This window comes from Pseudoxanthomonas sp. 3HH-4 (assembly GCF_006716465.1).
GTDB lineage: Bacteria > Pseudomonadota > Gammaproteobacteria > Xanthomonadales > Xanthomonadaceae > Pseudoxanthomonas_A.
The window spans coordinates 51,637-69,629 of the sequence record NZ_VFPB01000005.1 but is presented as its reverse complement, the minus strand read 5'-3'; the positions used below and the strand labels follow the sequence as shown (position 1 = coordinate 69,629).

At 66.9% G+C, this 17,993-nt stretch carries 16 protein-coding genes and 1 pseudogene; 10 read left to right on the top strand and 7 right to left on the bottom strand.

Annotated elements, in window-relative coordinates:
- Nucleotides 1-32: 32 nt before the first annotated feature.
- Nucleotides 33-554 carry a hypothetical protein gene (locus FB548_RS14745; protein WP_142125562.1) on the bottom strand — a complete coding sequence of 174 codons (522 nt, stop codon included), beginning with the start codon at nt 552-554 and terminating at the stop codon, nt 33-35.
- Between the two features lie 260 nt (nt 555-814).
- On the opposite strand from FB548_RS14745, the pseudogene FB548_RS14740 reads away from it, so the two are divergent.
- Nucleotides 815-2,842 (top strand): annotated as a pseudogene (locus FB548_RS14740) (sodium-translocating pyrophosphatase); the annotation flags it as partial.
- Between the two features lie 60 nt (nt 2,843-2,902).
- On the top strand, nt 2,903-3,238 hold the full coding sequence (locus tag FB548_RS19030; protein ID WP_255470596.1) for an OmpA family protein: 336 nt from the start codon (nt 2,903-2,905) through the stop codon (nt 3,236-3,238).
- Nucleotides 3,239-3,459: 221 nt separating this feature from the next.
- Here FB548_RS19030 and FB548_RS14735 read toward each other — a convergent pair whose 3' ends face one another.
- Together FB548_RS14735 and FB548_RS14730 are read right to left on the bottom strand one after the other, a co-directional pair.
- Nucleotides 3,460-3,987, bottom strand: coding sequence for a hypothetical protein (locus FB548_RS14735; RefSeq protein WP_142125560.1), 528 nt, complete (start codon nt 3,985-3,987; stop codon nt 3,460-3,462).
- A 151-nt stretch (nt 3,988-4,138) separates the two neighbouring features.
- A complete protein-coding gene (locus FB548_RS14730; protein WP_142125559.1) occupies nt 4,139-5,167 on the bottom strand; it encodes a LysR family transcriptional regulator in 1,029 nt (342 codons plus the stop codon).
- Between the two features lie 355 nt (nt 5,168-5,522).
- Here FB548_RS14730 and FB548_RS14725 point away from each other — a divergent pair, with 355 nt between their 5' ends.
- The 7 genes from FB548_RS14725 to FB548_RS14695 all read left to right on the top strand — a co-directional run bounded on the left by FB548_RS14725 (nt 5,523) and on the right by FB548_RS14695 (nt 14,251).
- Entirely contained in the window at nt 5,523-5,990 is a 468-nt protein-coding gene (locus tag FB548_RS14725; RefSeq protein WP_142125558.1) for a hypothetical protein, read from the top strand.
- Nucleotides 5,991-5,995: 5 nt separating this feature from the next.
- Nucleotides 5,996-6,793, top strand: a complete 798-nt coding sequence (locus FB548_RS14720) for an SDR family NAD(P)-dependent oxidoreductase (protein WP_142125901.1) — start codon at nt 5,996-5,998, stop codon at nt 6,791-6,793.
- A gap of 126 nt (nt 6,794-6,919) precedes the next feature.
- The gene (locus FB548_RS14715) at nt 6,920-8,128 is read left to right on the top strand and encodes an efflux RND transporter periplasmic adaptor subunit (RefSeq protein ID WP_142125557.1); all 1,209 of its coding nucleotides are present in this window, start codon (nt 6,920-6,922) and stop codon (nt 8,126-8,128) included.
- A gap of 90 nt (nt 8,129-8,218) precedes the next feature.
- Nucleotides 8,219-11,389, top strand: a complete 3,171-nt coding sequence (locus FB548_RS14710; RefSeq protein WP_142125556.1) for a multidrug efflux RND transporter permease subunit — start codon at nt 8,219-8,221, stop codon at nt 11,387-11,389.
- A gap of 27 nt (nt 11,390-11,416) precedes the next feature.
- On the top strand, nt 11,417-12,166 hold the full coding sequence (locus FB548_RS14705; RefSeq protein ID WP_142125555.1) for an SDR family oxidoreductase: 750 nt from the start codon (nt 11,417-11,419) through the stop codon (nt 12,164-12,166).
- On the top strand, nt 12,160-13,575 hold the full coding sequence (locus FB548_RS14700) for an efflux transporter outer membrane subunit (protein WP_142125554.1): 1,416 nt from the start codon (nt 12,160-12,162) through the stop codon (nt 13,573-13,575). The genes FB548_RS14705 and FB548_RS14700 overlap by 7 nt, the downstream gene beginning before the upstream one ends.
- Before the next feature lie 94 nt (nt 13,576-13,669).
- Nucleotides 13,670-14,251 carry an acyloxyacyl hydrolase gene (locus FB548_RS14695; protein WP_185742128.1) on the top strand — a complete coding sequence of 194 codons (582 nt, stop codon included), beginning with the start codon at nt 13,670-13,672 and terminating at the stop codon, nt 14,249-14,251.
- A 153-nt stretch (nt 14,252-14,404) separates the two neighbouring features.
- Here the strand turns inward: FB548_RS14695 and FB548_RS14690 are convergent, their stop codons facing one another.
- Nucleotides 14,405-14,953, bottom strand: a complete 549-nt coding sequence (locus tag FB548_RS14690; protein WP_142125552.1) for a lipocalin family protein — start codon at nt 14,951-14,953, stop codon at nt 14,405-14,407.
- Nucleotides 14,954-15,065: 112 nt separating this feature from the next.
- Complete coding sequence (locus FB548_RS14685) at nt 15,066-15,419, bottom strand: BON domain-containing protein (RefSeq protein ID WP_142125551.1); 354 nt, start codon at nt 15,417-15,419, stop codon at nt 15,066-15,068.
- 170 nt (nt 15,420-15,589) lie between these two features.
- Between FB548_RS14685 and FB548_RS14680 the strand changes: the two genes are divergently transcribed.
- Nucleotides 15,590-16,630 carry an oxidoreductase gene (locus tag FB548_RS14680; RefSeq protein ID WP_142125550.1) on the top strand — a complete coding sequence of 347 codons (1,041 nt, stop codon included), beginning with the start codon at nt 15,590-15,592 and terminating at the stop codon, nt 16,628-16,630.
- Nucleotides 16,631-16,807: 177 nt separating this feature from the next.
- Here FB548_RS14680 and FB548_RS14675 read toward each other — a convergent pair whose 3' ends face one another.
- Complete coding sequence (locus FB548_RS14675) at nt 16,808-17,425, bottom strand: HAD family hydrolase (RefSeq protein ID WP_142125900.1); 618 nt, start codon at nt 17,423-17,425, stop codon at nt 16,808-16,810.
- Nucleotides 17,412-17,936 (bottom strand): DUF2059 domain-containing protein, encoded by a 525-nt coding sequence (locus tag FB548_RS14670; protein ID WP_142125549.1) that lies wholly within the window; start codon nt 17,934-17,936, stop codon nt 17,412-17,414. Before FB548_RS14670 ends, FB548_RS14675 begins: the two co-directional genes overlap by 14 nt.
- Nucleotides 17,937-17,993: the final 57 nt, after the last annotated feature.

Below are 17,993 nucleotides of genomic sequence, written 5' to 3'. Positions count from 1 at the left end.
CGGCGACTTCCGGAGCGAAGCCGTCGCTGCCTTCATTCGCAGGCTTTGCCTTCGATATCGAGTTTCGCCGCGAACAGGGTCAGCGATGGTGCTTGCGCGGCTCCCGCGGCCTGCTGCTTCGCGTCCTGCAGGTAGATGCGTGACTGGCCCTGGCCGTCCAGCGGGGGCGGCGTGGCGCTGCCGGGCTTGCGCCACACGCGCACGACCGCCTGTTGCGAAGGACACGTCGCGTTCGGCACGCGGATCACGTCGTTGAGTTTCCAGCCGGCCGCGACGGATGGCTTTGCCTTGTCGAAATCCACGAAACGTGCGCGCGGCTGACACTGCGGGCTGGTACGCACCGGGGCATAGCGATAAGGCTGCGCCGCGTCGCCGGTGAAGGCGCCTTCCAGCCGAGCGCAGGCCTCGGGGATCTGGCGCAGGCTGTGCACCGCGCCGACAGCCTGCGGTGCACCTGCGGGCCGTTGGATCTCGGGCGCCGGATCGGCCGCCCACGCGGGCAACGCCATCACCAGGCATGCGGCAAACAGCGGTAGTGCGACGGTCTGGCGCATGGCAACTCCTTGAAACGGATGCGAAAACAGGATCGGGGGCGAAAGGCTGGCATGGAATGCCTGAACCGGCCCGTCACCGCTGGCGGCATGGTTCGCATCCGGTCATACTCGGGCCAGCTCCAGGGATGTCTGAACAAGGGTTTCGTGCTGCAGTCCATCGCAGCGGTCGAGTGCGCTCAATCGTTCAACAGGCTCCATCAGGATTGGGTTGCGTGTTCATGCGTTTCGCTGGACGACATCCATCAACCTTGGGAGGGGTCATGCTGGAACAATACGGTTTGACGCTGGCGCTGATCTGCGCCGGCGTGGCGATCATCTACGGCGTGGTGGCTGCGCGCTGGATCATGAAACAGCCCGCGGGCAATGCCCGCATGCAGGAAATCGCGGCGGCCGTGCAGGAAGGCGCCAGCGCCTATCTCAACCGCCAATACACCACCATCGGCATTGCCGGCATCGTGCTGCTCGTGCTGATCGGCTTCTTCGTTTCGTGGGCCAGCGCCATCGGTTTCCTGATCGGCGCGGTGCTGTCGGGCGCCGCCGGCTACATCGGCATGAACGTCTCGGTGCGCGCCAACGTGCGCACCGCCGAAGCCGCCAGCAAAGGGATGAGCGCGGCGATGGACGTGGCCTTCAAGGGTGGCGCCATCACCGGCATGCTGGTCGTCGGCCTGGGTCTGCTGGGCGTGGCCGGCTACTTCGCCGTGCTCCACCTGCACATGGGCTATACCGAAGCCGACGCGCTGCACGCGCTGGTCGGCCTAGCGTTCGGCTCTTCGTTGATCTCGATCTTCGCGCGCCTGGGCGGCGGCATCTTCACCAAGGGCGCCGACGTCGGCGCTGACCTGGTGGGCAAGGTCGAAGCTGGCATTCCCGAGGATGATCCGCGCAATCCGGCGGTCATCGCCGACAACGTGGGCGACAACGTCGGCGACTGCGCCGGCATGGCAGCCGACCTGTTCGAAACCTATGCGGTCACCATCATCGCGACCATGCTGCTGGGCAGCCTGATGGTCGCGCAGGCGGGCGAGCACGCGGTGCTGTACCCGCTGGTGCTCGGCGGCGTGTCGATCATCGCGTCGATCATCGGTGCGATGTTCGTCAAGGTAAAGGCGGGCGGCTCCATCATGGGCGCGCTGTACAAGGGCGTGATCGTGTCGGCGGTGCTGGCGGCGATCGCGTTCTATCCGATCACCACGCAGCTGATGGCGGACTCGTCGTATGGTGCGCTTAACCTGTACTTCTGCGCGCTGGTCGGCCTGGTGCTGACCGGCGTGATCGTGTGGATCACCGAGTACTACACCGGCACCCAGTACGCACCAGTCAAGCACGTCGCGGCTGCATCGACGACCGGCCACGGCACCAACATCATCGCCGGTCTGGGCGTGTCGATGCGCTCCACCGCATGGCCCGTCGTCGCGGTATGCATCGCGATCCTCGGTGCCTACGCGCTGGGCGGCCTGTACGGCATCGCCATCGCCGCCACGGCCATGCTGTCGATGGCCGGCATGATCGTGGCGCTCGACGCCTACGGTCCGATCACCGACAACGCCGGCGGTATCGCGGAAATGGCGGAACTGCCGCCGGAGATCCGCAACATCACCGACCCGCTGGACGCGGTGGGCAACACCACCAAGGCGGTGACCAAGGGCTACGCCATCGGTTCGGCCGCGTTGGCCGCGCTGGTGCTGTTCGCTGACTACACCCACAACCTGCAGACCGCGCATCCGGACACGGTGTTCACCTTCGACCTGTCCAACCATCTGGTGATCGTCGGCCTGCTGATCGGCGGCCTGATTCCCTACCTGTTCGGCGCGATGGCGATGGAAGCCGTCGGCCGCGCCGCGGGCAGCGTGGTGGAGGAAGTGCGCCGGCAGTTCCGTGAGATCCCCGGGATCATGGCGGGCACCGCCAAGCCGGATTACAGCCGCGCTGTCGACATGCTGACCAAGTCGGCGATCAAGGAAATGATCGTGCCTTCGCTGCTGCCGGTGGTCGTGCCGATCATCGTCGGGCTGCTGCTTGGCCCGCAGGCGCTGGGTGGCTTGCTGATAGGTACCATCGTCACCGGCCTGTTCGTGGCCATCTCGATGACCACCGGCGGCGGCGCGTGGGACAACGCCAAGAAGTACATCGAGGACGGCCACCACGGCGGCAAGGGCAGCGAGGCGCACAAGGCCGCGGTGACCGGCGACACCGTCGGCGATCCCTACAAGGACACTGCCGGCCCGGCGATCAACCCGCTGATCAAGATCATCAACATCGTCGCGCTGCTGCTGGTACCGGTGCTGCCGGTGAACGGCTGGCTGGGCAGTGCGACATCGGTCGAGGCCGCCGCGCACGTCGCCCCGATGGCGGCCGGCGACGTAGTGGATGGACGCCAGGCACGCATCCTGTTCGACAGCGGCTCGGCCGTGGTGCCGGCCGACACCAGCGCGCGCCTGTCCGGCGTGCTGGGCACGCTGGGCGCCGATCAGGGCAAGCGCGTCCGCGTCTCCGGCTTCCACGATGCCAGCGGCGATGCCGCCGCGAATGAAGCGCTGGCGAAGCAGCGTGCCGAGGCCATCCAGCAATGGCTGGTGGTCAACGGCGTGGCGGTGGAGCGCATTTCGCTGGACAAGCCCGTGCAGACCATCGGCAGCGGCGATGCGGACCAGGCGCGGCGCGTGGATGTGATGGTGGAGTAGTCAGTCCTGCGGGATGCACTGCGAAAAGGGCGGCCATGGGCCGCCCTTTTCTTTGCTTGTTGTAGGAGCGACGTGAGTCGCGACCGCATGCTATCCGTTTACTGAAAGGGGATTTCCAGAGACAAGCAGAAAGAGGCCCACCCGACGCTCTCCATTCGCACGACGCTTCCGAGCATGCACGCCGTGCGGTCGCGACTCACGTCGCTCCTACAGCAGGAAGATCAGGACGTCGGCTGCAGCGCCACCACGCGCACGTCGACATCCTTGCACGCGTCATCCTTGCAGATGCCGTTCACCCAGGCTTCGCCGTTGCCGAACATCACGCCCTTGTAGTTGACCATCAACTGCGAGTACTTCTGCCGCGTGATGGCCTCGGCAATGGCCGGCAGCATGATCCGGTCGTAGTCGCGCACGAACGCGTCGGCATCGGCCACTTCCAGCGGCTGCCCTTCCCGCACGGTGGAGAATGGATAGTCAACCAGCGCGGCAACGGCGACCGCATCGTTCGCCGCGACCGCCTGCTGCAATTGGCGGATTACGGCTTCATAGCGCGCGTGGTCGCCCAGCACTTCGTCGATCGCCTGGTTGACTGCTGCGGGATCGTCCGCAACCTCAGGGGTAGGTGTCGCCGTCTTGACCACCGCCGCCTGCGCGGGCGCTGCAGGAATGGCCTTGTTATCCGCCTCGGGCGCGGAGGGCGCGCAGGCCGCAAGGCACAGCATCATCGATGCTGTCATCAGCTTCTTCATCGTTCGGATTCCTGGTCGGGTGACAGACGCGGTGCGGTGGTCCATCCATGGCGCGACAACCCAGCTCCGGCGATGCGCCTCCATCCTAGCCAGCCGCACGCCGGCTTGCGTTCGGGAATCGTTAGCCGGCGCCCGGCCGCATCGACCGTCGTCAACTCAACACGTCGGCCAACACCTTGCGTCCCACCGCTGCCGCGGCTTCGGCCTCGGGCGCCGTCCCGGCGGCGGCGCGCGCTTCGGCCTGCTGCTTCAGGTAGACCGGGCAGTGTTCCATCATGTAGTCCACGTCGAACTTCATCCGCTCGACCAGGAAATCGACGAACGCGCGCACCTTCGGCGACTGCACGTGGCCGCGCGGGAAGACCGCGTTGAACTCGTACTCCTGCCCGGTCCAGCCGGCCAGGACACGCTGCAGGTGGCCCTGCTCCAGGTACGACTTCACCATGACATCGGCGCCCAGCATCAATCCTTCCCCGCACAGCAATGCGCCCTTGAGCGCGGCCGGGTCGTTCGCGACCAGGATGGGATTGATCGGGTAGTCGCGCTCGCCGCTCGCATCACTGAGCGTCATCGCCCACCCGTTACCGCGGCGGTGCTTCTGCATGGCCAGCACGCGATGGTGCTGCAGGTCATCCGGATGCAGGGGCTCGCCATACCGCGCCAGGTACTTCGGGCTGGCATACACCTGCGTGCGCAGGGTGCTGAGCCGGCGCGCCACGAGGTTGGAATCCGGCAGGCTGCCGATGCGCAGCGCCACGTCGATCTCGCCGGAAATCAGGTCGAGCGTGTCGTTGGCCAGCAGCATCTCCACCCGGATCTCGGGGTACTGCGCATGGAACTCGCCGAGCAGCGGCGAGATCTTGTCGATGCCGATCGAGTACGGCGCGGTGAAACGCAGCCAGCCGCGCGGGCCGGCATGCAACTGGCTGACCGCGCTCGCCGCTTCGTTCAACTCGCGCGCGATGCGCTGGCAATGTTCGTAGTAGACGTTGCCGGCTTCGGTGAGGCCCAGCTTGCGCGTGGTCCGGTGCAACAGTTGCGCGCCGAGGCGCGTCTCCAGCTCCTGCACCTTGCGGCTGACCGTGGTCTTGGGCAGGCGCAGTAGGTTGGCGGCGGCGATGAAGCTGCCCTGCTCCACCACTTTCACGAAGATCAGGGTGTCGTTGAGATCGTGGCTCATCGTATGACTCCAGGGGAACGAAGGGCGCATTGGCCCGCTGACGGGATGATTATTCCCCTAAATCAGGACTAATCAAGTCCTCATTGGGGGCGTAACGTGGCGTCCATCGTCCTCCACCGGGTACCGCCCCCATGCTGTTCACCCGCCTTTTCCAATCCCTGGAACACCCCCAGGAACCACAGGAAGCCGCGGCACCACGCGCTTTCCGTCGCGGCAAAAGCTTACTGTTACAAGACCTCTCCGGTCACGTCGCCGCGCCACGTTCGCAGCGCGGGGGCGTCCTGGGCGGTGGTCGGCGCATGGGTGGGCTTGGCATGCTGAGTGGGATTATCCCAGTCGCGGGAGGATTCATCCCATGAGCGGGACACTTGCCCGTTGCCTTCCGACAAACGGCATCGCCGCCAATGCCGATGGCCGCAGCGCGCCCGCCCTGCGCCTTGGCACCTGCAAGGCCTTCGTGGCCACCGCCATCGAGGGCGTGCAGGATCAGGCAATCGCGCAACAGGATCCGGATATCGCGATCACCGCACCGGTCGCCAGACTGTCGCCCATGCCCTTTTCCCTACCGAGTGCCGCCGCGCGCTGGCTCCGTGCCGTTGCGCGCGCGCTGGCCGAACGCTTCCGCAGGCCGACCGGCCCGTCGTCATCCTCCCCCGCGACGGGTCGGTCCGCCGTGCGCCTGCCGTTCGCAAGCAAGGCCACCGGCTTCCGCGAGTTCACGCTGCCCCGCCATCTGGCGGATGGCGGCCGTCTGCGCCTGCGGGTGAAAGCGGCCGGTGCCAGCGCGCGCATCGCGCCGCTTTCGCTGCGGAGCAAGCAGTGAACACGATGAAGGACAGCCTCACCCCGGGCGCACTGGTGCTGGGCGCAGGCGGCAACGTTGGATTCGGCGTGGTCGGTGCGCTGCTGGAAGCCGGCAGCCCGGTGCTGGCGGTCGGTCGTGACGGCCCGCGCATGAGCGCGCTGGCGGAGCACTTCGAGGACGAACCCGGGCTGGAGCTGATCCATTCCCCCTGCATCCACGACGACCGCGATGCCGCACGCTTGGCCGAGCAGGTACGCGAACGTGGTCGCCCGCTGCGTGCGGTGTTCGCCAGCATGGGCACGCCGCTGCAGAGCGGACGCCTGCTGGATCGCCCGGCGTCGTTCCTGCTGGAAAAGCTGGAAGCCGACCTGATCCCGCACCTTGCCGCCGCCCGCCACCTGCTGCCGGTGCTGGCCGAAAGCCAGACCGCTGCCAACTACGTGCTTATCGGCGGGCCGTATGCGGAGCGCGGCTGGTCGGGCTATGGCCATGCCTCGGTCACCGGCGCGGCGATACGCATGCTGGCGCAAGTGCTGCACGAAGAAGCACATGCACTCGGCGTGCGCGTACAACTGCTTTCCGTGGACAAGCCGGTATGTACGCCGGAGAACGCGATCAACGCCTGCGCGGAATGGCCCGATGCGCTGGCCGTGGGACGCAGCGCAGTGTCGCTGCTGACGCGTACTGGCCGCTCTTCGCAATCCATCGTCACCTGGTCCGCACGCGACGCCAAGCCGCCGGAGCAGACCGTGGCCTGCGACTTCGAGGATGCGTTGTGGGCCGTCGCCGGTGCCCGACGCAATGGCCGCGCTTCCGCCTGACTGTCACGCCACACCGCATCGCCCCGTCTCCACCTGCATCGACCCGATCCGCCGCTTGACCTCAACCTGACTTCAGGTAGCAGTCTTGGCCCCCGTTTCCTCCTCTCCCCCAAGAGACCACCACCCATGAACACGAATCTCTCCACTTCCCCGCGCCCCCGTCGCCTGTTGGCGCTGGGCGCGCTCAGTGCGCTCGCCCTCGCCGTGCTGGCCGGTTGCAGCGGGCAGGCCGCCGAGCACGGCGCACCGCCTCCGCCGCAGGTCAGCGTCGCAGCCGTACCCGTGAAGTCGGTCAGCCAATGGGACGAATTCAGTGGCCGCGTCGAGGCCATCGAGCATGTCGACCTGCGTCCGCGCGTGTCGGGCTACATCGATCGCGTCAACTACACCGAAGGCCAGGAAGTGAAGAAGGGCGACGTCCTCTTCACCATCGACGCGCGCAGCTACCGTGCTGAGCTGGCGCGCGCGCAGGCTGAGCTGGCACGTGCACGCACGCTGGCCGAACTCGGCCGCAGCGAGGCTTCGCGCGCCAAGCGCCTGTCCGACCTGCAGGCGCTATCCACCGAGGAGTACGAGCAGCGCCGCGCCAACGCCGACCAGGCACAGGCGAATGTCGCCGCCGCGCAGGCCGCGCTGGAAAGCGCGCGCCTGAACCTGGAATGGACCCAGGTGCGCGCACCCATCAATGGTCGCGCCGGTCGTGCGCTGGTCACCGCGGGCAACCTGGTCAGCGCCGGCGATGCCGCCAGCGTACTGACGACCGTCGTCTCGCTGGACAAGGTGCACGTGCACTTCGATGCCGACGAACGCGCCTTCCTGCGCTACGCCGAGATGGCGCGCAAGGGCGAACGCCCGAGCGAACGCGACGGCAAGGTGCCGGTGCAGGTGGCGCTGGCCGACGAAACCGACTTCCCGCATGCGGGCGTGGTCGACTTCCTCGACAACCAGGTCGACCGCAGCACCGGCACCATCCGCGCCCGCGCGCTGCTGGACAACGCCGATCGCGTCTTCACCCCCGGCCTGTATGCCCGCGTACGCCTGCTGGGCAGCGGTGAATTCAAGGCCGCGCTGGTGGACGACAAGGCGGTACTGACCGATCAGGACCGCAAGTACGTCTACGTGGTGGACAAGGAAGGCAAGGCCCAGCGCCGCGACGTGCAGGTCGGCCGCATGGCCGATGGTCTGCGCATCGTAGAGAAGGGCCTGTCGGCCGGCGACCGCGTGATCGTCAGCGGCGTGCAGAAGGTGTTCTTCCCCGGCATGCCGGTGCAGGCCAAGGCCGTGGTGATGGGCGCGGCCGAAGCGCCGCCGACCCAGGCCGTCGCCAAGAACTGACGTTCCGCGCACCGCCCTGATTGACCCCACGCCTGCCACTCCCCTGGCAGGCGACGGGGACGCTCTTTCTTCTTTCCAGGAAATCCACCCATGGACTTCTCAAGATTCTTCATCGACCGGCCAATCTTTGCCGCTGTGTTGTCGATCGTGATCTTCGCCGCCGGCCTGATTTCGATCCCATTGCTGCCGATCGGCGAATACCCCGAAGTGGTACCGCCGTCGGTCGTTGTCCGCACCGTGTATCCGGGCGCCAACCCCAAGGTGATCGCCGAAACCGTCGCCACACCGCTGGAAGAAGCCATCAACGGCGTCGAGGACATGATGTACGTCAAGTCCGTCGCCGGCTCCGATGGCGTGCTGTCGCTGACGGTGACCTTCAAGCCGGGCACCGATCCCGACGAAGCCGCCGTACGCGTGCAGAACCGCGTGGCGCAGGCGCAGGCGCGCCTGCCCGAGGACGTGCGCCGGCAGGGCGTCACCACCCAGAAGCAGTCGCCCGTGTTCCTGATGGTCGTGCACCTGACCTCGAAGGACGGCAAGTACGATTCGCTGTACCTGCGCAACTACATGCGCCTGCACGTCAAGGATGAGCTGGCACGCATCCAGGGCGTCGGCGATGCGCAGCAGTTCGGCGGCGGCGACTACGCGATGCGCCTGTGGCTCGACCCCGACAAGGTGGCCGCCCGCGGCATGACCGCCGGCGACGTACTGCGCGCCGTGCGCGAACAGAACGTGCAGGTCTCGGCCGGCCAGCTCGGTGCCGAGCCGATGCCGAACGGCAGCGACTTCCTGCTGCCGATCAATGCCAAGGGCCGGCTGGAGACCACCGAGGAATTCGGCAACATCGTGCTGAAGAGCGGCACCGACGGCGAGATCGTCCGGCTGGCCGACGTGGCCCGCATCGAACTGGCGGCCGGCGACTACACCCTGCGCGCCCGTCTAGACGGCAAGAACGCCTCGGCAATCGGCATCTTCCAGGCCCCCGGCGCCAACGCGCTGGAGATCCGCGACGCGGTGGTCGCCAAGATGGACGAGATCCGCCCCACGCTGCCGCCGGGCGTGGAGATCCAGTCGATCTACGACACCACCATCTTCGTCCGCGACTCCATCAAGTCCGTCGTCATGACCCTGCTGGAGGCCACCCTGCTGGTGGTGCTGGTGGTGATCCTGTTCCTGCAGACCTGGCGCGCCTCCATCATCCCGTTGCTGGCGGTGCCGGTCTCGGTGGTCGGTACGTTCGCCGTGCTGTACCTGCTGGGCTACTCGATCAATACCTTGACCCTGTTCGGTCTGGTGCTGGCCATCGGCATCGTGGTGGACGACGCCATCGTGGTGGTGGAGAACGTCGAGCGCCACATCGAACTCGGCGCCACGCCGCTGGAAGCGGCCCACCTGGCGATGAAGGAAGTCTCCGGCCCGATCATCGCCATCGCGCTGGTGCTCTGTGCGGTGTTCGTGCCGATGGCCTTCCTGACCGGCGTGACCGGCCAGTTCTACAAGCAGTTCGCCGTCACCATCGCCATCTCCACGGTCATCTCGGCGATCAACTCGCTGACCCTGTCGCCGGCGCTGGCCGCCAAGCTGCTGAAATCGCACCATGCGCCGAAGGACGGGCCGTCGCGGCTGATCGACCGCCTGTTCGGCTGGCTGTTCCGTCCGTTCAACCGCTTCTTCAACCGCAGCTCGCAGGGCTACGAAGGCGCGGTGTCGCGCGCGCTCGGCAAGCGCGGTGCGGTGTTCGCGGTCTACATGGTGCTGCTGCTCGGCGCGGGCCTCATGTTCAAGGCGGTGCCGGCGGGCTTCATTCCCGTGCAGGACAAGCTGTACGTGATCGCCGGCGTGAAGATGCCGGAAGGCGCCTCGATCGAACGTACCGACACCGTGCTCAAGAAGATGGCGGCACTCGCCAACGAAGTCGACGGCGTCGCCAGCGAGATCGCGTTCCCGGGCCTCAACCCGCTGCAGTTCACCAACACACCCAACAACGGTGTGATCTTCTTCACCCTCGACCCCTTCGGTGAGCGCTCGCGTTCGGCTGAGGAGATCACCGCCGAACTCAACCAGAAGTTCTCCACCATCGAGGAAGGCTTCACTTTCGCCTTCATGCCGCCGCCCATCCAGGGCCTGGGCAATGGCTCCGGCTGGTCGCTCTTCATCGAGGACCGCACGCGGCTGGGCTATGGCGAATTGCAGAACGCCGTGCAGGCCTTCCAGGGTGCGGCGTCGCAGACGCCGGGCCTGGGCTTCCCGATCAGCAGCTATCAGGCCAACGTGCCGCAGCTGGATGCCGAGGTCGACCGGGTGAAGGCGAAGGCGCAGGGCGTGCCGCTGACCGAGCTGTTCGACACGCTGCAGACCTATCTCGGTTCGGCGTACGTCAACGACTTCAACATGTTCGGCCGTACCTGGCAGGTGATCGCCCAGGCCGACGGTCCGTTCCGCGACAACGTCGAGGACATCGCCAACCTGCGTACCCGCAACGGCAACGGCGAGATGGTGCCGATCGGCAGCATGGTCAGCGTCAAGCAGACCTACGGCCCGGACCCGGTGATCCGCTTCAACGGGTATCCCGCCGCGGACCTGCTGGGCGACGCCGATCCGCGCGTGCTGTCCTCCGGCGAAGCCATGGCCAAGGTCACCGAGCTGGCGCAGCAGGTGCTGCCGACCGGCATGGGCATCGGCTGGAGCGATCTGAGCTACCAGCAGATGACGCAGGGCGGCGCGGCGCTGGTGGTGTTCCCGCTGGCCGTGCTGCTGGCGTTCCTGGTGCTGGCCGCGCTGTACGAAAGCTGGACGCTGCCGCTGGCGGTGATCCTGATCGTGCCCATGACATTGCTGTCCGCCCTGTTCGGCGTGTGGCTGGCCGGTGGCGACAACAACGTGTTCGTGCAGGTGGGCCTGGTGGTGCTGATGGGCCTGGCGTGCAAGAACGCCATCCTGATCGTCGAGTTCGCCCGCGAGCTGGAGCTGCAGGGCAAGGGCATCGTGGAATCAGCACTGGAATCCTGTCGCCTGCGCCTGCGTCCGATCATCATGACGTCGGTGGCCTTCATCGCCGGCACCGTGCCGCTGGTGCTGTCCAGCGGTGCCGGCGCCGAAGTCCGCTCGATCACCGGCATCACGGTGTTCGCCGGCATGCTGGGCGTCACCCTGTTCGGCCTGTTCCTGACGCCGGTGTTCTACGTCGCCCTGCGCAAGCTGGCCAACCGTCCGCTCGTTTCCCATGCGCCGGCCAACGCCGATGCACATGCCCATTCCTGATCCTTCCCCCCATCACGAGGCAAAGCCATGAACACGTCATCCAAGATCGCGCTGGTCACCGGCGCCACCCGCGGCATCGGCCGTGAAACCGTCCGCCAGCTGGCCGAAGCCGGCGTGCATACCATCCTCGCCGGCCGCAACCGCGACAAGGCCGTCGAAGCCACGCTCGACCTGCAGGCCCAGGGTCTGCCGGTGGAAGCCATCGCGCTGGACGTCACCGACGCGGCCAGCATCGCCGCGGCCGTGAAGGAAATCGAACAGCGCCACGGCAAGCTCGACATCCTGGTCAACAACGCCGGCATCATGATCGACGACATGACCAAGGGCGTGTCCGGCCAGTCGCTCGACACTTGGCGCACCACGTTCGACACCAACGTGTTCGGTCTGATCGAAACCACCCAGGCCTTCCTGCCGCTGCTGCGCAAGTCCGACGCCGGCCGCATCGTCAACGTGTCCAGCCTGCTGGGCTCGCTGTCCGAGCACCAGAACCCGGAGTCCTTCATCTACGGGTTCAAGGGCATCCCGGCGTACAACGTGTCCAAGAGCGCGGTCAACGCGTGGACCATCCACCTGGCGCACGAGCTGAAGGACACCGGCATCAAGGTCAACACCATCCACCCGGGCTACGTGCAGACCGACATGAACAAGTCGGGCGACCAGCAGAACGGTGAGCTGTCCGTGCCGGAAGGCGCGCGCACCAGCGTGCAGCTGGCCCTGATCGGCAACGACGGCCCGACCGGCGGCTATTACTACTTCGACCAGGTGCTGCCATGGTGATCCGTTCCCTCACGCTCGGCTTAGCAGCCGCGCTGCTCGCCGGCTGCGTCACCGTGGGGCCCGACTACACCGCACCGCAGACCGCACCGGCGGCACTGCAGCATGCGGCATCGGCCGGCTACGTGGCGGACCATCCGGTCGCCACGTGGTGGGGCCAGTTCGACGACCCGGTGCTGGACCAGCTGGTGCGCGATTCGCTGCTGGCCAATCCCGACGTACGCATCGCGATATCGCGCGTCAACGAAGCGCGCGCGGTATTCTCCGAACGCCGCCTGGACCTGGCTCCGCATGTCACTGCCGGCGTGGAAGGCACGCGCACCAAGCAGCCTGTGGAAGGACAGGGCCGCGTGGAGACCGATAGCTACTCCGCCGGCTTCGACGCCGCGTGGGAGCTGGACCTGTTCGGTCGCGTGCGTCGCAATACCGAAGCCGCGCACGCGGACCTGCAGGCGCAGCGCAATGACCTGCAGGCCGCGCAGGTGAGCGTGGCTGCGGAGGTGGCGCGCAACTACTTCGAACTGCGCGGCACGCAGAAGCGGCTGGAGGTGGCGCGCCGGATCCTGCAGACGCTGGGCGACACCCAGCGCCTGACCGAATCGCGCTTCGACCTGGGCGCCGGCAGCCAGCTGGAAGTACAAAGCAGCCTCGCGCGCGTGCGTGCGGTGGAAGCCGACGTGCCCGCACTGGAAGCGAGCGAAGGCCAATCGCGGCATCGCCTCGCCGTGCTGGTGGGCAAGCGCCCCGGTGAACTGGACGCATTGCTCGCCCCACGCGAGGCGCCGGCGTTCGCCAAGGCCCTGCCGATCGGCGACACCACCGAATTGCTGCGCCAGCGCCCCGACGTGCGCGCGGCCGAACGTCGCCTGGCGGCGGCCACGGCACGCGTCGGCGTGGCAACGGCCGACCTGTTCCCGCGGGTCAGCCTGCGTGGCTTCATCGGCTTCCTGTCCGGCGGCTGGGGCAACCTGGTGAGCGGCGACAACCGGGCCTGGCAGGTCACGCCCTCGATCAGCTGGGCCGCGTTCGACATGGGCAGCGTGCGCGCTCGCCTGCGTGCCAGCGAAGCCCAGGCCGATGGCGTGGCGGCGCAGTACGAAAAGACCGTGCTGGGTGCCCTGGAGGAAACGGAAAACGCACTGCTGTCCTATGCCAAGCAACAGGCACAGCTGAAATTCCGGCTGGAACAATCAGTTGCCGCACGCCGTGCAGCAGAACTGGCCGAAGTCCGGTATCGTGCCGGCTCGTCCGACTTCCTCACCCTGCTTGACGCGCAGCGTACCCAGCTGGCCGCCGATGACGCGCTGGCACAGGCAGAGGCAGGCGTGAATGTCGGGGTGGTGGCGATCTACAAATCGCTGGGCGGCTGGGGCGAACAGGACGTTGCCCCCGCGTTGGCGGCGCAGCCCTGAGCCTGCCGCGTCGCCCTCGCTCGCCCTGACCCAATCCGGAAACTGTACCGCCGCGCCCACGGGCGCGGCTTGTTCCCCTTGATCGAGTGTGTCCGTGTCCAACCAGAACCTTGCCGTCACCCCACCCCGCACCCGTCGCCCTTCCTCCCTTCCCTTGCTGAGCCGCTGGTCCCTGGCCGGCCTGCTGGCGCTTGCCACCGGTACGGCCACCGCCGCCGAGCCGCGCGCGGCCTGGTTCGTGCAGGGCGGCGTCGCCGAAGACGCGCACGCGCTGACCGTCGGCGCGAGCCGCGACTGGCGCTGGGAAAAGCAGTACCGCTACGGCCATGTCACCGGCCAGTGGCAGGGCGAGGTCGGCCGCTGGCACAGCGACAGCGACAACAGCACGCAGGTCGGCTTCACGCCCGCCCTGCGCTGGCGCCCGAATGGCTGGAGCGAAGGCTGGTTCGTCGAAGGCGGCATCGGCGTGAACGTGATCTTCCCCAAGTACAACACGCGGAAGAAAGAGTTCGGCACCACCTTCAACTTCGGCGACCACATCGCCGTGGGCAAGGCCTTCGGCGCGGATCGCCAGCACGAATGGTCGCTGCGCTTCCAGCATTTCTCCAACGCACGCATCGAGAAGCCGAACCCGGGCGAGAACTTCCTGCAGTTCCGCTATACGCACCGGCGTTGACGTTTCGGCTTCCGTAGGAGCGACGTGAATCGCGACCGCGAGAACTGAGTCTCCAGGGAACCCGCTGCAAGCGCGGCGGATACTGGCGCTGCAAGGACCATCACACCGTGCGGTTGCGACTTACGTCGCTCCTACAACGGCAACATGCATTCTCTATTTCAGCGGCGCCGCCATGATCAACGGCGCCAAGTCATAACCCATCGCCTCGGCCTTCGCCTTCAGCGCCTCGAATTGGGTACGCTCCATCGATGGTTCGCGCGACAGGATCCACAGGTAGTCGCGGCCGGGTTCGCCCACCATCGCCCACTGGTACTCCGGGTCGAGCGCGATCACCCAGTAGTCCGCCCATACCCAGGGCAGCCATGACAGCCATTCGGGGGCGAAGCGGACCTCCAGCCGACCCGGATGACCTTCCACCGGACGCGCCACGCCCTGGGCCTGGTCGATGCTGCCGTCCTTCGTCCTGCACGCATTGAGCACACCGATCTTCCCCGGCGCATCCAGCGAATAGCGCGCGGTGATGTCGCCCACGCACTGCTTCTGGAACGTCATCGGCAGGTGCGCGATCTCATGCCATTGGCCGGCATAGCGCGAGATGTCCAGCTGTGGCACCGAGGTGACGGGCGCGGCGGCCTGTACGGAGAACATGCTGCACGCCAGCAGCGCCGCAACGGCGATCGGGCCCAGGTATCGGCGGTTCATCGGTCACTCCCTGGATGGATGAGAAAAGTGCAAGGCTTACGCCAGAAACAGAGGAGCGGATGCACCCTACGCTGGAGTACATCCGCTCCGTGCCACACCTCGGAACCGCGGCTTACTTCGCGGCGAGTGTCAGGCCACTGGCGTCGACCTTGGAAACGCCCTTGATCTGCTTGGCCACCGCGATGGCCTTGTCCTTCTGCGCCTGGTTGGAAACGGCGCCAGTGAGCGTCACCACGCCATTGACGGTCTCGACCTTGATGTCGAGGCCGGACACGTTTTCCGTGGCCAGCAAGTCGGCTTTCACCTTGGTGGTGATCCAGGTGTCGTTGACGGGCTGCGAGGAGTCGTTCTGCGTGTTCTCCTCGGGCTCGTTGGGGGGATTGTCGGCCAGCACGTGGGCGCTGGAGAACAACAGGGCCGTCGACAGAGCGGCGGTCAACATCGAACGTGTGCGTACAGGGTTCATGGTTCTTTCTCCTTTCGTAGTGCGTTCGGAGTGTCGGGGCGTGGAGGTACAGCGCACGTGAAGAGAATCCGTGCCGTTCAGTTAAGCGTTGAGTGACGTTCATGCAGGTGGACGCGTGATCAACGCGCGCGTTGCACCTACCATGTCCATTGGCTCCTGGAACTACCTGCATGACTGACACACTCAACGTCGCACTGGTCGGCTATGGCTTCGTGGGCAAGGTGTTCCACGCGCCCCTGATCCAGGCCACGCCCGGCCTCGCACTGCATACGGTGGTTTCGCGCGACGCCGGCAAGGTGCACGGCGACTGGCCCCGCACGCATGTCACTGCCGATGCACACGCTGCCTTCGCGGATCCCGCCGTGGACCTGGTGGTCATCGCCTCGCCGAACGACTCGCACGCGCCGCTGGCCATCACGGCGCTGGGCCTGGGCAAGCACGTGGTGGTGGACAAACCGTTCACCCTCACGTTGCGGGAGGCGCGTGAGGTCGTGGCGGCCGCAGCGCACGCGGGGCGCGTGGTCAGCGTGTTCCAGAACCGTCGCTGGGATGCGGATTTCCTGACCGTGCAGCGCTTGATCGAAGAAGGTGCGATCGGGCGCGTAGCCGAATTCCACTCGCACTTCGACCGCTTCCGCCCCGCCGTGCAGGACCGCTGGCGCGAGCGCGACGAACCCGGCGGCGGGCTGTGGTACGACCTGGGCCCGCACCTGCTGGACCAGGCATTGCAGCTGTTCGGTGTTCCCGCGGCGATCACCGCCGACATCGCCCGCCTGCGCGATGGCGCGCGCGCACCGGACTACTTCGACGTCACGCTCCGCTACCCGCACCATCGCGTCATCCTCCATGCGTCCACGCTCGTGGCCGGCAACGGCCTGCGCTTCGCGGTGCATGGCACACGCGGCAGCTATCTCAAGCACGGACTGGACGCGCAGGAAGACCAGCTGCGCGCGGGCGTGGTGCCGGGCGCGCCGGGCTGGGGTGTGGACACACGTGCGGGCGAGATAGTGACCGAACGCGACGGCCGCCTGGTCACCGAAGTCGCGCAGGCCGAGGCTGGCGACTATCGCCGCTACTATGCCGGCATCCGTGACGCGATCCTGCATGGCACCGCGCCCCCGGTGACGACCCAGGAAGCGCTGGACGTGATGCGCCTGATCGAGTCGGGCGTGCAGAGCAGCGAGGAGCAGCGCGCGATCCCGCTGGGCTGACTGCTTCCCTGTAGGAGCGACGTAAGTCGCGACCGCAAGGCCGGAACAACCGAAGCACGAGACATCAAGTGTATTGCGCCCATCCAGACGACATGTCGGGACCGGCCCCGTGATCCTGTGTCGCGGATGGTGTGCGTTCGCGACTTACGTCGCTCCTACAGGAACTGGAAGGCGGATTCAGTCCACCGCCTTGCCGCGATACATCCGATGGTGCGCCATCGCCAGCATGGCCTGGTCTTCAGGCGTATCGCCGTAGGCGTGGATGGCGGCATACGCCCGTGGATCGCACAGCGCGTGCACACGGCGCACCTTTTCTTCGCCGACGCATTGCGGCCCCGCATAGCCGGTAATGCGTCCATTCCGTTCGGCCAGCACCGAGCACAGCAGGTCGACGCCGTGTGTCGCGCACCACGGGGCGAGATACACGTCCAGCCCGCCCGAGACGACCACGATGCGGTCGCCACGCTCGCGGTGCCACGCCAGTCGCGCCATCGCCTCCGGCCGCAGCACACCGGGCAGCACGTCATGTGCGAAGGCTGCGCCCTTCGCCCGCAGGCGTTCCGCATCCACGCCACGCAGGCCCACCTGCACGATGCTGGCCCGGGTGGGATTGCCCGCCACCCAGCCACGCCGGTAGCCGAACACCACCGGCGCGAGCAGCACGCTGCCGACCAGCAGCCGCGAACGCGCGACGGCATGGCGCATGAAATCCGGAAACGTCTCGCGCGTGGTCAGCGTGCCGTCGAAGTCGAACAGCGCAAGGTCCCGTCCGCCCGTGTGCTCAGTGGCCACCATGCGGTGCCGTCTCGGGTTCGGCCTGGGCATTTTCCAGCTCCTCGGCCAGCAGCTTCTGCATCTCGGGCATCAGGCTGCCCATGCGCGACTGCATCGCCTCCATCGAGTGCTGCATGACCACCGGCATCTTGTCGACCACGGCCTGCCCGGCTGGCGTCCGGTAGAACGCGAGCATGCCCTGCACCTCGTCCTCGGTGAACGACTTGCCGTAGATGTCGACGTACATCGGCGCCAGCACCTCCCACGACAACTCCTTCTTCATCAACGCCATCATGCGCGTGCTGAGCCGGTCGACGCGCGCCTGCTGTTCGGCGGACAACGTACCCCCGAACGCCTGGCGCATCGAACCCGCGTACATGGCATCCATCTGGGCATAGACCTGGTCCAGCATCTGGCGCGTCTTCGTGACGTCCAGCAGCTCGCGTACCGAGGCTTCGCTGGCCGGCGCGGCAGCGGCAGTGAACACGGGCGACACCACGACAAGCAACAAGCACAGCATCCACTTCTTCATGCGTCCTCCTTTTCTGCGCCGACCTTGGCGCCCGCGCAGGATAGGACATCTCCCGTC

Bases quoted from the DNA above. Each gene is read 5' to 3' on its own strand.
- FB548_RS14745 (WP_142125562.1), bottom strand. From the start codon at position 554: ATGCGCCAGACCGTCGCACTACCGCTGTTTGCCGCATGCCTGGTGATG.
- FB548_RS19030 (WP_255470596.1), top strand. From the start codon at position 2,903: ATGGCGGCCGGCGACGTAGTGGATGGACGCCAGGCACGCATCCTGTTC.
- FB548_RS14735 (WP_142125560.1), bottom strand. From the start codon at position 3,987: ATGAAGAAGCTGATGACAGCATCGATGATGCTGTGCCTTGCGGCCTGC.
- FB548_RS14730 (WP_142125559.1), bottom strand. From the start codon at position 5,167: ATGAGCCACGATCTCAACGACACCCTGATCTTCGTGAAAGTGGTGGAG.
- FB548_RS14725 (WP_142125558.1), top strand. From the start codon at position 5,523: ATGAGCGGGACACTTGCCCGTTGCCTTCCGACAAACGGCATCGCCGCC.
- FB548_RS14720 (WP_142125901.1), top strand. From the start codon at position 5,996: ATGAAGGACAGCCTCACCCCGGGCGCACTGGTGCTGGGCGCAGGCGGC.
- FB548_RS14715 (WP_142125557.1), top strand. From the start codon at position 6,920: ATGAACACGAATCTCTCCACTTCCCCGCGCCCCCGTCGCCTGTTGGCG.
- FB548_RS14710 (WP_142125556.1), top strand. From the start codon at position 8,219: ATGGACTTCTCAAGATTCTTCATCGACCGGCCAATCTTTGCCGCTGTG.
- FB548_RS14705 (WP_142125555.1), top strand. From the start codon at position 11,417: ATGAACACGTCATCCAAGATCGCGCTGGTCACCGGCGCCACCCGCGGC.
- FB548_RS14700 (WP_142125554.1), top strand. From the start codon at position 12,160: ATGGTGATCCGTTCCCTCACGCTCGGCTTAGCAGCCGCGCTGCTCGCC.
- FB548_RS14690 (WP_142125552.1), bottom strand. From the start codon at position 14,953: ATGAACCGCCGATACCTGGGCCCGATCGCCGTTGCGGCGCTGCTGGCG.
- FB548_RS14685 (WP_142125551.1), bottom strand. From the start codon at position 15,419: ATGAACCCTGTACGCACACGTTCGATGTTGACCGCCGCTCTGTCGACG.
- FB548_RS14680 (WP_142125550.1), top strand. From the start codon at position 15,590: ATGACTGACACACTCAACGTCGCACTGGTCGGCTATGGCTTCGTGGGC.
- FB548_RS14675 (WP_142125900.1), bottom strand. From the start codon at position 17,425: ATGGTGGCCACTGAGCACACGGGCGGACGGGACCTTGCGCTGTTCGAC.
- FB548_RS14670 (WP_142125549.1), bottom strand. From the start codon at position 17,936: ATGAAGAAGTGGATGCTGTGCTTGTTGCTTGTCGTGGTGTCGCCCGTG.